Origin of the sequence: Pseudomonas sp. PS02290, assembly GCF_029960075.1 — a bacterium.
Taxonomy (GTDB): Bacteria; Pseudomonadota; Gammaproteobacteria; order Pseudomonadales; family Pseudomonadaceae; genus Aquipseudomonas.
In genome coordinates this window covers 1-14,570 of record NZ_JASCOY010000067.1, presented here as the reverse complement: position 1 = coordinate 14,570, position 14,570 = coordinate 1, and the positions used below count along the sequence as shown (strand labels likewise).

The 14,570-nt window shown below is 64.7% G+C and carries 6 protein-coding genes; 1 reads left to right on the top strand and 5 read right to left on the bottom strand.

What is annotated here, in order from left to right; genetic code table 11:
* Positions 1–168: 168 nt before the first annotated feature.
* Entirely contained in the window at positions 169–1,671 is a 1,503-nt protein-coding gene (gene proP, locus QMX88_RS22080) for a glycine betaine/L-proline transporter ProP (protein WP_192172238.1), read from the bottom strand.
* Between the two features lie 399 nt (positions 1,672–2,070).
* On the opposite strand from proP, the gene QMX88_RS22075 reads away from it, so the two are divergent.
* Complete coding sequence (locus QMX88_RS22075) at positions 2,071–2,667, top strand: trypsin-like peptidase domain-containing protein (protein ID WP_192172237.1); 597 nt, start codon at positions 2,071–2,073, stop codon at positions 2,665–2,667.
* On the opposite strand, the gene QMX88_RS22070 is transcribed toward QMX88_RS22075, so the two are convergent.
* The 4 genes from QMX88_RS22070 to QMX88_RS22055 form a co-directional block, all read right to left on the bottom strand.
* Entirely contained in the window at positions 2,668–3,876 is a 1,209-nt protein-coding gene (locus tag QMX88_RS22070) for an HlyD family efflux transporter periplasmic adaptor subunit (RefSeq protein WP_192172236.1), read from the bottom strand.
* A complete protein-coding gene (locus QMX88_RS22065) occupies positions 3,873–6,032 on the bottom strand; it encodes a type I secretion system permease/ATPase (protein ID WP_282372358.1) in 2,160 nt (719 codons plus the stop codon). The genes QMX88_RS22070 and QMX88_RS22065 overlap by 4 nt, the downstream gene beginning before the upstream one ends.
* Positions 6,029–7,471 (bottom strand): TolC family outer membrane protein, encoded by a 1,443-nt coding sequence (locus tag QMX88_RS22060; RefSeq protein ID WP_336620243.1) that lies wholly within the window; start codon positions 7,469–7,471, stop codon positions 6,029–6,031. The genes QMX88_RS22065 and QMX88_RS22060 overlap by 4 nt, the downstream gene beginning before the upstream one ends.
* A gap of 174 nt (positions 7,472–7,645) precedes the next feature.
* The gene (locus QMX88_RS22055; RefSeq protein WP_282372374.1) at positions 7,646–14,563 is read right to left on the bottom strand and encodes a BapA/Bap/LapF family large adhesin; all 6,918 of its coding nucleotides are present in this window, start codon (positions 14,561–14,563) and stop codon (positions 7,646–7,648) included.
* Positions 14,564–14,570: the final 7 nt, after the last annotated feature.

The window sequence follows — 14,570 nt, the reverse complement described above, 5'->3', positions numbered from 1 at the left end:
GAGGCTGCCTTTCAGTTCTCTGTCCGCCTGTCAGTACCTGCACAGAAGCGGGTGAATGCTCATGCAAGACCTGACCGGGAGAGGGACGCAGCGGTTCCGACAAATTTGCCGGAATGGCCGCGAACGGCAGGGGATACCGTCGCGGCCATCTGTTTGGATAAGTTGCTGTCAATCTATACGAGGGTGCTGCTGAACCAGGCTCTCGCGTTTGGCTTGCAACTCGGCAATCTGCGTGTCGATGTCTTCGATCTTCTGTTCGATATTGTCGTGGTGCTCCTGCAGCAGTTCACGGGCTTCGTTGAGGTCCGATGCCGCCGGCGCTGCGCCACGCAAAGGCTTGTTCGCGGTTTCCTTCATGGTCAGGCCGGTGATCAGGCCCACCACCGCGACGACCATCAGGTAGTACGCCGGCATGTACAGGTCCTGGGTGGTTTCAACCAGCCAGGCGACCACGGTCGGGGTCAGGCCGGCGATCAACACCGACACGTTAAAGGCACTGGCCAGCGCGCTGTAACGGATGTGGGTGGGAAACATCGCCGGGAGTGTCGAGGCCATCACCCCGATGAAGAAGTTGAGGATCACCGCGATCATCAGCAAGCCGGCGAAGATCAAGCCGAGCTGGCCGCTGTTGATCAGTTTGAACGCCGGAATCGACAGCACCAGCAGGGCGATGCTGCCGGCGATGATGAAAGGACGACGGCCGATCTTGTCGCTGAGGAAACCAATCAGCGGCTGCACGAACAGCATGCCGACCATGATCGCGACGATGATCAGTACGCCGCGGTTCTCGCTGTAATGCAGGTTGTGCGAGAGGTAACTCGGCATGTACGTCAGCAGCATGTAATACGTGACGTTGGTCGCCGCGACCACGCCGATGCAGGTCAGCAGGCTGCGCCAGTGCTTGGTGGCGACCTCCTTGAACGATACTTTCGGGCCGTGGGCCAGGCCTTCGCGGTCACCCTGTTCGAGTTTTTCCACGTGCTGCTGGAATGCCGGGGTTTCTTCCAGGGCGTTACGCAGGTAGAGGCCGATCATGCCCAGGGGCAGGGCGAGGAAGAACGGCAGGCGCCAGCCCCATTCGAGAAATTTCTCCTCGCCGACGACGGAAGAGATCAGCACCACGACGCCGGCACCGAGTACGAAACCGGCGATCGAGCCGAAATCCAGCCAGCTGCCCAGGAACCCGCGTTTGCGGTCCGGCGCGTATTCAGCCACGAAGATCGAAGCGCCGGTGTATTCGCCCCCGACCGAGAAACCCTGGGCCATCTTCGCCAACAGCAGCAGGATCGGCGCCCAGATGCCAATCGTTTCATACGAGGGGATCAGCCCGATGGCGAAGGTGCTGAGGGACATGATGACGATGGTCGCGGCGAGGACTTTCTGTCGCCCGTATTTGTCGCCGATGGCGCCGAAGAACACGCCGCCGATGGGGCGAATCAGGAAGGGCACGGAAAAGGTCGCGAGGGCCGCGATCATCTGCACACTGGGGTCGGCGCCGGGGAAGAAAATCTTGCCCAGTGCGTAGGCCACGAAGCCGTAGACGCCGAAGTCGAACCATTCCATTGCGTTGCCCAGGGCGGCGGCGGTGATGGCCTTCCGCATCTTGGCATCGTCGACAATAGTGATGTCTTGCAACCCGATCGGGTTGACGGTTTTCTTGCGTGATCTCATAAAAGTCCCGGCAGGTAGAGGTGTGACATTGCGGCGATCGGCATCCCGACCAACGGCAGTCCATGCACTCCGTGGAAAATGTGTGCTGTCGTAGTAGTGGCAGACCGATCTGCATCTGATAGGCGCAGAGGGTAAATAATTCATTAACTGGCCTGGATTTACCGAATTATCCGCAAATGAATGGTATTGAGTACGACGCAGGTCGTTGCATGATCCAAATAGGTTGGATCCAATAACCTGAGTGCATTACCACTAGTCGGGTGGTAGTTACACTCTATTGCCAGAGTGCTGGCGCAATGACATATTCGCTCCCGTCATCCATCCTCACACACGGAAAACCAGATGCGCCCCTTCAAGTCACTTGTTGCAGCCTCAGTGCTGATCAGCGGGTGCAACGGAATGCCCACCGCTTTTACCCAGGATCCTGTCTTTGACCAAGCCTTCGTCGTCCACTCCGGTGCGCCGTTGCCCTATCTGTTGATGGGCACCGCGATCCAGTGGAATGAAGATTATGCGGTGACCGTCAAACACATCCCTTACATCTCGGGCGCGGTGTTTCAGGGGCAGGGCGACGTGCAGTTCTTCAAGCACAAGGCCGATTCCGTTCCGATGTGGCGTTCATACCAGCCGGGTGAAGAGCTCACCTCCGTGGGCTACAACTCCGCTTACATGTCGGTGAAAGGCACAGGCCATGCGCTGCCGGCGATGGTTCGCCTGGACGCAAAAGAAGGCAACGTGATGTACGGCACCCATGATGGCCCGGTGGCCAAGGGCATGTCGGGCGGTCCGGTATTCGCCGCAGATGGCAAGGTGGTGGGGATCACCGTGGCGTTGCTGACCTCCAGCGACCTGGCCAAGATCAAGCGTCCAGACCTGGCCAACCAGCCACGGATCAGCATCTTCATGCCGTACAACGAAATCAACCGCGAGTGGACCCGTTACATGGCGCAGCTCAAGCCTGCCACGCCAGCGCCGGTTCATCTCGCGGTCAACTGATCAACGCTCGCGCAGGGCTTCACGGGCGCGGTTGAGGGGTTTGATCAGGTAGTCCAGCACGGTTTTTTCACCCGTGCGGATGTCCACGGTGGCGATCATCCCGGGGACGATGGCAAAGGTCTTGCCCGCCTTGTTGCGCAGCACATCCGAGTCCGTACGGATAAACACGCGGTAATAGAAGATTTCCGGCTTGACCTCATCCTGAATCGTGTCCGGCGAGATGGTGACCACCTTGCCGTCGAGGCTGCCGTAGATCGAATAGTCGTAGGCCGTGATTTTCACTTTGGCCTGCTGCTCGGGGTGAATGAAAGCGATGTCCCGGGGCGAGATGCGGGTTTCGATCAGCAGTTGCTCATCCAGCGGGACGATCTGCATCAGCTGCCCATTGGGCGGCACGACCCCGCCGATGGTGGTGACTTTGATGTCCTTGACGATGCCGCGCACCGGCGAGCGCAAGGTCAGGCGTGACAACGAATCGCTGCGCCCACGGATCACTGCCGACAGCATCTGCGCCTCGGCATTGGCTTTGGCCAGGTCTTCGCGGGCATGGACCATGTACTCCGAACGCGCCTCGGTCGCCTTGAGCTCAAGCTCGGAGCGCTGGCGGTTCAGGCGCAGCACTTCGACCCGGCTCGACGCGCCGATCTTCGCCAGGTTCTCGGTGATGTCCAGTTCGCTGCGCACCAGCTTCAGCGAGCTTTCGATGCCGGTCAGAGTTTCGCTCAGGCCCCTGCGCCGGGCGTTGAACAAGTCCGTCTCCGCGCGGCGCAGCTCCGGGTACTTGTCCAGCGACGCATCGAAGGTCAGCGGTTTCTCGCTGACTTCCGCCTGCAGCCGATTGACGCTGGCCAGCGCCGCCCGGTATTTCGCCTCGCTTTCACCCACGTTCGATTCACTCTTTACCGCATCCAGTTGCGCGAGCACCTGACCGCGCTCCACCAGCGTGCCTTCGCTGACATTCAGCTCCTTGATAATCCCGCCCTCCATGGACTGAATCAGCTGCTCCCTGGAACTGGGCACCACCTTGCCGGTGCCGGTGGACACTTCCACCACCTGAAACCAGGCCGCCCAGGCGATAAAGCACGCCAGCATCAGCGCGCAGGTCCAGATCACCCGCACGCTTCCGGTGATGCTGCGCTCGTCCTTGCCGTCGAGGTAGGTGATCTGGTCGGCGAGCCGTGGAGTTTGCTCCGTGGTCAGTGCGTTCATGCCTGCGCTCCTTGCGGCTGCCTGAGTCGGGTGAGGGCGGCGTCGCGATGGTCATCGATGACGATGCGGCCGTTGTCCAGCACGATGATCCGTTCCACCAGTTGCAGCAGGCTGACCCGGTGGGTGGCGACGATCAGCGTGCGGCCCTGACACCAGGTCGAGAGTTTTTCCAGCAACTGGCGTTCGGTGATGTCATCCAGTGACGCCGTGGGTTCGTCCAGCAGCAGCACCTGGGGCTGGCGAATCAGCAAGCGTGACAGCAGCAGGCTCTGGCGCTGACCGCCGGACAGGCCCAGACCCCCTTCGAGAATCAGGTGGTCCATGCCCTTGGGCATCTGGCGGACAAACTCCAGCGCGCCGGTCACCGACAGGGCGGCGATGATCTCCTGATCGCTGGCCTGGCCCGCGCCGAGGGTGAGGTTGTCGCGCAGGGTGCCGTGAAACAGCCGCGCCTGCTGCGACATCAGGCCGACGTCCCGGCGCAGGTCGGCCGGGTCCAGGTGAGCGAGGGAGATGCCGTCCACGGTGGTTTCGCCGCTGGACAAGTCCATTGAACCCGCCAGCGCTTGCAGCAGCGTCGACTTGCCAGCGCCGTTGCGCCCGAGAATGGCGACGCGTTCACCCGGACGGATGTTCAAATTGATGCCGCTCAGGGCAGGCGAGGCCTCTTCGGTGTATTTGAAGCCGGCCTGACGCAACACGTAATCGCCGCGAATGGACGGCACATGCACGCGCTGGCTGCCTTCGGGGTGATCGACCGGCATCTGCATCAGCCGGTTGAGCCCCTGCAGCGCGACTTTCGCCTGTTGCCAGCGGGTCAGCACGTGGGTCAGTTGCGCCATTGGCGCCATCATTCGCGAGGCCAGCATCGAGGCGGCGACCAGGCTGCCGGTGGTGAGGTCGCCGCCAATCACCATGGGCGCACCGAACACGATGACCACGGCAAACACCGCGCCCTGCACATTCTGGGTCCAGGCCACCAGGCTGTTGGTCAGCGAACGCAATTTCAGGCTGCTGTCGGCAGACGCGGCGTTGTAGTGATTCCACTGCTGCTGGAAACGTTGCTCGGCCTGCAGCGCCTTGATGTCGTCCATGCCCTGTACGGCTTCCACCAGCATGGCGTTGCGCAGTGCGGCTTCGCGCATCGAGGCATTGGCCAGCCGCGCCAGTTTGCGTTGGGCAAGGACGCCGGGCAGCACCATCGCCACCAGCGCGACCAGAGGAATCAGCACCAGCGCCCCGCCAATCAGATAGAACACCAGCAAGAACAGGAAGAAGAACGGCATGTCCGCCAGCGCCGTGGCGGTGCTGGAGGTGATCAGGTCGCGGATCTGCTCCAGCTCGCGCAGCTGCGAAATGAATGAGCCGGTGGATTTCGGCCGCGCCGAATTGCGCAGGCGCAGGGCGTGGCCGAAGACCAGGTCCGACACCCGCAGGTCGGCGCGCTTGCCCAGTACGTCGGTGATGCGCAGACGCATGATGCGCATGACGAAGTCGAACACCAGCGCCAGCATCACGCCGCCAAACAACACGTACAGCGTCGGCAGCGACTCGGCCGGAATCACCCGGTCGTAGACCTGCATGGAAAACAGCACGCCGGCCATGCCCAGCAGGTTGGCGACCAGCGACGCCAGCATCACTTGCCGGTAGGGGCGCAGGTCACTGAGGACGATGCGCCGGAACCAGTGCTCGTCGTAAGGCTTGATGTAGTCGTCGGTGCGCACGTCGCTCAGGGGTTGGATGGGCCGCAGGATCACCGTGCGCAGCGCCTGCTCGGCAAGCACGGCTGGATCGATGCGGCTTTGCAGGCCCTGATCGCCGCTGTAGGCGATGCCCAGTTCGCCTTGCTCGCTGACGCTTTCGATCACCCCGACCTGGCCGTCGCGCAGTTGCACCAGCAGCGGCGTGCGCCAGCGCGACAGGCTCTTGCGGTCATAGCGGGCGAACTTGACGCTCAAGCCCGCCTGGCGCGCCATGTAGCGAACCACTTCTTCGACACGGCCCTCGCTGTTGGTGGATGCCAGGCGAATGCTTTCCGGTGAAACGTCGAGGCGGTAATGCCGGGCGACGGTGAGGATGGCTTCCAGCCACGGCGAATAATCCGGACGATCGGGGCCTGCCGCAGGGGCTTCGGGGATAACGATGGTCTCGGTCATGGCAGGATCTCCACGTGCTGGATGGTGCTGTGATCGATGCCGAACGCGCGACGCAGCGCACCGCTGTTGTACAGGCAATCGATTTGCAGGCGACGCAGGTCGGCCTGGGTGTTGGCCAGGTCGAAGCGCGACTGGTGGATTTCCTGCTCGGCGTTGAGCAGATCGAGCAGCGGCCGGGTGCCCAGTTCCAGGTACTGCCGGCCATACAACTCGCGGGCTTCGGTGATGCTGGTCTGCCGCGATTCCAGCGAGCTGAGGCGGCGCGTCAGGCCGGATGTCTGTGCCTGCGCTTCGCCCAGCCCTTGCCGCGCCTGCAAGCGGGCGGCGTCTTCGGCGGAATCGGCAGCGGTCAGCGCATAATTGGCGGCGCGGCTGCGGGCGCTGATGGCGCCACCCTGATAAACCGGCACTTCCAGGTTGAGAAAGATCCCGGCCTGGGTGCGATTGATCCTCGAGTTCTGGTCGTCGTAGTGGTCGTCCAGATACTGGTTAATCGACGGCTGCAACGACAGTGTCGGATAGGCTTCGGCTTTGGCCTGGGCCAGTTCGGCCTGGGCCTGGGTGCGCTGGGCCACGGCTTGCAGCACGGCGGGGAGGGCGTCTGTGCTCACGGGCGCGGTGCAGGCGTCGGTCATCGAGGGCGTGAAGGTGTCGCTGACCTGGGGCGGGGTCTGCCGACCGAGAAGGTTGGTCAGCGTCGACTGCCAGCGCGCGTACAGCGCTTTGTACTCCTGCAGCGTGGCCATGCCGCCCTCGGCACGGGACTGCGCCTGAACCACATCGGAGCGAGTGCTCGCGCCCATGTCGCTGCGCTGTCTGGCCAGTTCGACGATGTCGCCGATGCCGCGGATCTGCTCCCGGGCGATGTCCACCAGGTGCTGGTAGCGCTGGACCTCGATGTAGGCGAACGCGGTGTCGCGGCTGACCTGATCGATGGTCAGCAGAATGCTTGCCTGACTGCGTGCCACCTTGGCCCGGGCCGCTTCGACCGAGTTCGACACCTTGCCGAAGTCGTAAAGCATCTGTTTGAGGGAGATGCTCACCGACTGGCTGCCGTCATCGCTGCCGTAGCCGCTGGTGTAACCGCCTTTTATCCCGCCGGAGATCTGCGGGTAGTAACCGGCTTCGGCCACGTTGATGCCCTCGGCCTGTTGATACAGGGTGCCGATCGCTTCGCTGATGCTGGGGTGCCAGTCAACGGCGAGCCTGACCGCCTGTTCGAGGCCCAGGGTCTGGCTGTCTTCCTTGACCATGACTGCGTCGGGGCCAGAACGGTCATTTGTATTCCCCTTGGCATTGCCTTTGGCACTGCTTTTGTCGCTGCCCTCAGGGCCATTGCCCTTGCGGCGCTGATCCGCAGGCGTTGCCTGCAGGCGCGAAGGGCTGATGCTGCGCAGGCCGGGATCGATCTGATCCTCCGCCAGCGCAACGGAAAACATCGGGTGACACAGGCCGAGGGTCAGAACGACCGCCGGCCATTTCTGCTTGCGAACGCGCTCCACATGGCTTCCTTACTGTACGAATACAGAGCTTCCCTTTTAGTGAATCAACCGGCCGACCCAATCAATCGGCCGGTTGAACCCCGCCGCTGGCAGCGCCAGACGGCGGGCTGATCAAACGACGTGAATACCGTTCTGCACCCACAGATGATGGGTTGTATCTTCCTGCGGCGTGTACTGGGTGTAATCGACGCCATCGGCCTGTTGCGCACCGCCGGCGACCCAGGTGTTGGTCATGTGTACGGTGTCCTCACTGCCCCCCTTGATGATCAACGTGTTGTTGTCGGCCGAAGTAATGGAGACCAGGTCCGCCAGGCTGATGGTCAGCGCGACGGCACTGCTGTGGTTCAGGTCCAGCACCTCGATGTTGTGGATCCGGCTCTGCAGATCGCCCAGGTTGATGGTCGCATCGCCCCCGGCCCAGAGCAGGGTGTCGGTGCCCGTGCCGCCATCGACCGAGGCGAAATGCTGGTCGGCGATGATCAGCGTGTCGTTGCCGGCGCCGCCTTGCAGGGTGACCGCGCCGCCATGGGACCCGTCCAGCGTGTCGTTGCCCGCCGTGCCTTGAATCAGCTCGGCACCGGTGGTGGCGACGGCCGTCAGCGCGCTGTGATCATCGACGTTCGCTACGGTGGACAGCGCGGCGAACGAGGTAGTGACCACGGCACCGGCCTGTTCCAGATCAATGGTCAGCGTCGCCGTGTCGGTGGTGCCGTTGGGGTGCTTGAGCTGGTAAGTGAACACGTCCTCATGGCCGATGACCGCATCGGTCTGCCCCGGCGTCAGCGTGTAGGTGTAGCGCCCGTCGGCCTGCACCAGCAACGAGCCGTAGGTGCCGACAATCGTGGTGCCGTTGTAGCCCGGCGTCACGTAATTGCCGGCCGCCAGCACATTGAGCACGGTGTACGCCGAGCCCAGCACATCAGCGCCGCCGCCGGCGGTGTCGGTGAGCAGATTGCCCGCCACGGGCGTGTAGCTGCTGACCACGAACTGATTGGTGTAGATGGCGTCGTTGATCAGGCTGGCGTTGACGGTGGTCAGCACACCGATGCCGCCGGAGCTGATTTTCACCTGATAGCTGCCGGCCGTCTGGTCGTCGAAGCGGATGCCGTAGCTGTTGCCGCCCAGGCTCGCCAGGGCACCGCCGCCGTAGCTCTTGACCAGTACATATTGGCCGGTCGCAGTATTGAGCTTGTACAGGCCGACGGTCAGCGAACCCAGCAGGCTGGCCACGTTGCTCGAGCTGACCACTACCGTCAGATCGCTGATGGTGCCGGCCGCCACACTGGTGTTCCACGACCCGTTGCCACCGCCGAGCACTGGTACGCTGAAGCTGCCCAGCGTCGAGTTGGTGATGACCTCCTTGTTGACCAGGGTGATGTCGCTGACCGCGATGTCGTTGGTGGCGTCGACCAGCAAGGCCGGGCTGGCCAGGCTGCTGTCGCTCCACACCTCGGTGGCCTGCGGGCTGTCGATGCGCACGTACAGATTGGCCGTGTCGCTGAGGCCGTTCGGGTGCACCAGCTGATAGCTGAAGACGTCCACTTTGCCGACGCTGGTCGCGGCCCCGTCGGGCCTGTAGCTGTAGTTGCCGCTGGCGTCGATGGTCAACGTGCCGTACAGGCCTTGCACCGTGGTGCCCGCGCTGGCCGTGACGTAGCTGCCGTTTTTCAGCACCTGCAACACCGCGCCGTTGTCCGGGCCGGTCACGTCCGCCTGCCCGTCAACCCCCGGGTTGGTGATGACGTTGCCGGTCACGGCGGCACCGGCCACCCCGTTGAACTGGGTCAGGCTGGTCACGTCCAGCTGCAGCTGGGTGGTGACGTTGGTCACCACGCCGATGCCGGTGCTCGACACGACCAGCCGGTAATCGCCACCCAGCAAATCACCGATGTTCACCCGCACGCCCTGGCCGGTCAGGGCCACGAGGTCGATCAGACCGCCGTTGCCGTTGACGTCCAGCGTGACCCAATTGCCGCTGGCGTTCTTCACTTGCAGCGTGTAGACCACGCCGTCGAGCAAGGACACCGCACTGCCGGTGGTCAGCGTCAGGGTCGGATCAAGGCTGGTGCCGCTGTTGACCGTGAACACAAACGCCTTGGAGAACCCGGCCAGCAGCGTGGTGAAAGAGTCCGCAAAATTCTGCGTGGTCTTCACCGGTACCAGCGTGACCGACGCCGTGGCGAGGTTGTCACTGGCGATGACCGGGGTATTGACATCGATGTCCGGCGCGGTGACGTTGGCCACCACCGAGAGGTTGCCCTTGATGTCGGTGAGGCTGACCAGCAGGGTTTCCCCATTGATCTGCGCAGGGGCGAGGGTGACGCTGAACAGCCCCGTGGCCCCGACGGTGCCCGTCCCGAGCACCGCGCCGCCGGTGGATTTGATCTGCACCGTCGAACCGACTTCCCCGGTGCCGCTGACCGTCAGGCCATCGACACTGACCAGCAGCGCACCCGGTGCCGCAGGCGGCGTCAGGTCAGGTGCGATAGCGCTGGCGGCCACCGACACATTCCCGGCGGCATCCGCCTGAGTGATGCTCAGCACCTGGTTATCGATCTGCGCGGCATTCAGTGCCACCGTGAAGCTGCCGTTGGCGGCCACTGTTGTGGTGCCGAGGACAGCCCCCAGCGCATTGCGCACGGTCACCGTCGAACCGGCGACACCGGTCCCGGTCACCACCGAACCGCTGGCATTCACGGTCACCGCTGTAGGTGCGCCCGGCGCCGTGATGTCCGGTGCCAGAAGGCTGCCGGCAGCCGACACGTTGCCGGCCACGTCGACCTGACGCACCGTCAGCGCCTGGCCGTCCAGTTGAGCGGCATTCAGGGTGACATTGAACGTCCCGCCAAGGCCTACCGTGGTGGTCCCCAGCAGCGTACCGCCGGCGTTGAACACGTTGACCGTCGCGCCGACTTCACCGCTGCCGGTGAGGGTCAGGCCGTTGCCGGCCAACAACAAAGCGGACGGTGCATTCGGCGCCTGAAGGTCGAGGGCATTAACCGTCGTGACGGCCGAGACGTTACTCGCCGCGTCCACTTGCTGGACGCTCAGCACCTGACCATTCAACTGCGCGCTGGAGAGCGAGACGACAAACCCGCCCGCCGCATTGACCACTGCCGTGCCGAGCACGGTGTTGGCTGCGTTGGTCACGCGCACGGTTGCGCCGGCCTCGCCGTTGCCGCTGACCTGCAGGCCCGCGACGTTCAGCGCGACGTTGGTCAGGGCGGCGGGCGGTGTGGTGTCGACGGCACTGACATTGGCGAGCACCGAGACGTTACCGGCGGCGTCACGCTGACTCACCGTCAGCACCTGGCCATTGAGTTGGGCCGCCGAGAGGTTGGCGTTGAACGTGCCGTCCAGGGCGACGGTTGCCGTCCCGAGTACGACGCCGAGGCTGCTGCGCACGGTCACTGTCGCGCCGGCTTCGCCAATCCCGCTCAGCACGGTGCCGGCGCCATTGAGAACCAGCGACACCGGTGCGTTGGGCGCGGTGATGTCGGGCGCAGTGACCGGCAGGACGGCCGACGGCAAGCCCGCGGTGTCGGTCTGATAGGCGTTGAGGATCTGACCGTTGGCTTGCGCCGGGCTCAAGAGGACGCCAAAGGTGCCGCCGGCATTGACCAGCGCAGTGCCAAGGGTGACGCCGTCGGAAGTGGTGATGGTCACCGTCGCCCCGGCTTCGCCACGACCGGTCACCAAGGTGCCGGTTGCATTGACTGCAAGGTCGGCGAGCGCCGCCGGCGGCGTGGAGTCGGCCGCCAGCACTGCAGCCGGCAAGGATGCGCCGCCCGCCCCGGTGCTGGCCGTCACGCCCAGGCTTTCGCCGTTGGTTTGCGCGGTATTGAGTGTGACGCTGAAAGTGCCGCCCGCATTGGTAGCCGCCGTCCCGAGCACAACGCCCGTTGCGCTGTACACCGTGATGGTGGTGCCCGTTGCGGCGCTGCCTGTGACCGTCAGTCCGTCGGCGCTGACCAGCAGATTGGTTGGCGCATTCGGTGGAGGGGTCACGGGGACCGTAAGGCCGAGGGTCCCGGAGGCATTGCCGCTGGCGTCCGCCTGACCGACCGTGAGGACGTCGTTGGCACTGATGCCGGCAGGCAGGCCCACCACAAACGTGCCATTGGCAGCCACCTGTCCGATGCCGAGCGTGATACCCAGGGAGTCTTTGACGGTCACTGTCGCGCCCGCTTCACCGCGACCCGCCAACAGCAGGTAATCGGCACTGATCGTCAGGTTGCTGACAGGATCAGGCGCCTGAGTGTCCGGCACGGTGTAAACCAGCGGCGCGGAAGCGTTGTTGGCCGCGTCCGTTGCCGTAATGGAGATGACTTGCCCGTTGGTTTGCGCAGGATTCAGCCCGACCTCGTAACGTCCACCGGCGTCGGTCTGCGTGGTGCCCAGCAACGTGCCGTCGGCGGACCGCACGGTCACCGTGCTGTTGGCTTCGGCCGTGCCTTGCAGGATCGTGCCGTTGCCGGTGAGCGAGGTGAACACCGGCACTGCGGGTGGCGTGATGTCCGGCGCGATGACGGGAACCGGCGCCGAATCGTTCAGCGCTGCGTCGACTTGCACCACCGACAACGACTGACCGTTGAGCTGCGCAGTCGACAGCGAAACGCTGAACGTGCCGTCCGCGAGCACGATGGCCGTGCCCAGCGCAGGCGTGCCCGCGCTTGCGCCGGTCAGCGAAACGCTCACCGAAGCACCGGGTTCGCCGCGTCCGCTCAGCGTCAGCCCGTCCTGGCTGACCGAAAGGTTGGTCACCGCAGCCGGATCGGTCACGTCGGCAACCTGGTAGACCACGGTGCCGGAGACGTTGGTCGCCGCGTCGGTCTGGGTCAGGTTGAGCTTCTCGCCGTTCAGTTGGGCAGGGCTCAGCGCGACGCTGAATGTCCCGTCGGCCAGCACCGTGGCGCTGCCGAGGCTGGCGCCGGTCGCGCTGGTCACTTTGACCGTCGCGCCCGCTTCACCGGTGCCGGTCAGCGTCAGGCCGTTGGCACTCAGCGCGGTCACCACCGGCAGCGCCGGGGGCGTGGTGTCCGGTGCCGTTACCGTGGCGCCGGCGGACGGATTGCCCGCGGCATCACGTTGCACCACGGACAGCAGCTCACCATTGATTTGCGGTACCGACAGCGACACCGCGAAATTGCCGTCCACGCCGACCACGCCTGTGCCGACAATGTTGCCGGCGGCATCGGTGATCAACAGGCTGGCGCCTGCTTCACCGCGACCGCTGACCACCACGCCCGTGTTATCGATTTGCACGTTGGTGACCGCTGCGGGCGGTGTCAGGTCAGGTGAGGCGACGGAGCCGGCTGCCGAGGCATTGGTGGCCGCGTCGGTGAGCACGACGAATACGGGCTGACCGTCGTTCTGAGGCTGGTTCAAGGTGATCAGGAATTTGCCATCGACACCCACGGCGCCGGTGCCCACTTGCGTGCCATCGGCCAGGGTAATGCGCACCACCGCGCCCGCTTCGCCGCTGCCGCTGAGCACACTGCCGGAGGCATTGAACTGCAGGTTGGTGGCGACCGCCGGGGGGGTCAAATCCGGCGCGATCACCGTCGCGGGCACGCTGACGTTGCCGGGCGGATCGGCCTGCTGAACGCTCAGTACCTGGTTGTTGATCTGCGGGGTGGAGAGGGTGACGCTGAACGTGCCATCGGTCAGCACCAGCGTTGAGCCGAGCAGGGTGCCGCTGGCATCACGGACGGTGACAGTGGCGCCGGCTTCACCGGTACCGGTAATCACCGCGCCGGCTGCGTTGATGCGCACGTTGTCGAGCTGTTCGGGCGGCGTGAAGTCCGGCGTGGTCAGGCTGGCCTGGGGCGACACGTTGCCGGCGGCATCCCGTTGCACCAGCGTCAGCACTTCGGCATTGGACAGCGCCGGGACCAGCACCAGGGTAAACGCTCCGGTGCTGCCCACTGTTGCCGTGCCCAGCAGGGCACCGAGGTTGTTGGTCACCGTGACAATCGCCCCGGCTTCACCGCGGCCGGTCAGCGTCGCGCCATCGCTGGAAATGTTCAGCTGGGTCAGGGCGAGCGGCGCCGTGGTGTCGACCGAGGTCAGCTCGGCGGGCAGGGACGTATTCCCGGCCGCATCGGTCAGGGTGACCGCCAGCAGTTCGCCGTTGGCTTGCGGGGTGGTCAGGGTGAGCTGGAAGGTGCCGTCGATGAGCACGCTGCCGGAACCGATCAGGGCGCCGCTGGCGTTGAACACATTGACCGTGGCACCCGGTTCACCGGTGCCCGACAGCACCGCGCCGTCTGGCGTCACCGCCAGGGCGAGCGGCGCAATCGGGGCAATCAGGTCCCGGGCGGTCAGCGCGATGCTGACTGATTCATTACCCGCGACGTCGGTCTGGCTGACGCTCAGGGATTGACCGGCAATCTGCGGCGCGTTCAGCGTCAGCGAGAAGTTGCCGTCGACGCCCACTTGCCCGGTGCCGAGGATGACCCCGCCAGCGCCCAGCACCGTCACCGTTGCGCCCACTTCGCCGTGGCCGGTCAGGGTGACGCCGTTGGTATTGAGCACCAGCTCGGTGAGCTGCCCGGGCGCGGTGACATCCGCCGCCAGGTAACCGGTGGACAGCGAATTGATGCCGTCGCTGGACGTGGCGATGGCCGAGAGCGACTCACCGTTGAGTTGCGCGGCATTGAGCTGCGCACTGAACGTGCCGTCGCCATTGACCAGCGCCGTGCCCAGCAGCACACCGGAGGCGGTACGGATGCTGACCGTGCTGCCGGCGTTGGCGGTGCCGCTCAGCGTCAGGCCGTCGGCGCTGAGGGCCAGGTTGAGGGGCGCAGGCTCCGCCAGATTGCCGGGGGCTACCACCGTGCCGGCGTCGGAGGGATTGCCGGCGGCGTCGGTCTGAATCACGGTCAGGGTAGAGCCAGCAGTCGCCGCCGGGTTCAGCCCGACGGTAAAGCTGCCATTGGCCGCCACAGTCGCGGTGCCCAGCGCGTTGCCATTGGCATCGCGCACGACCACCGTTGCCCCGGCCTCGCCGGTCCCGCCGCGGGTCAGGCCTGTG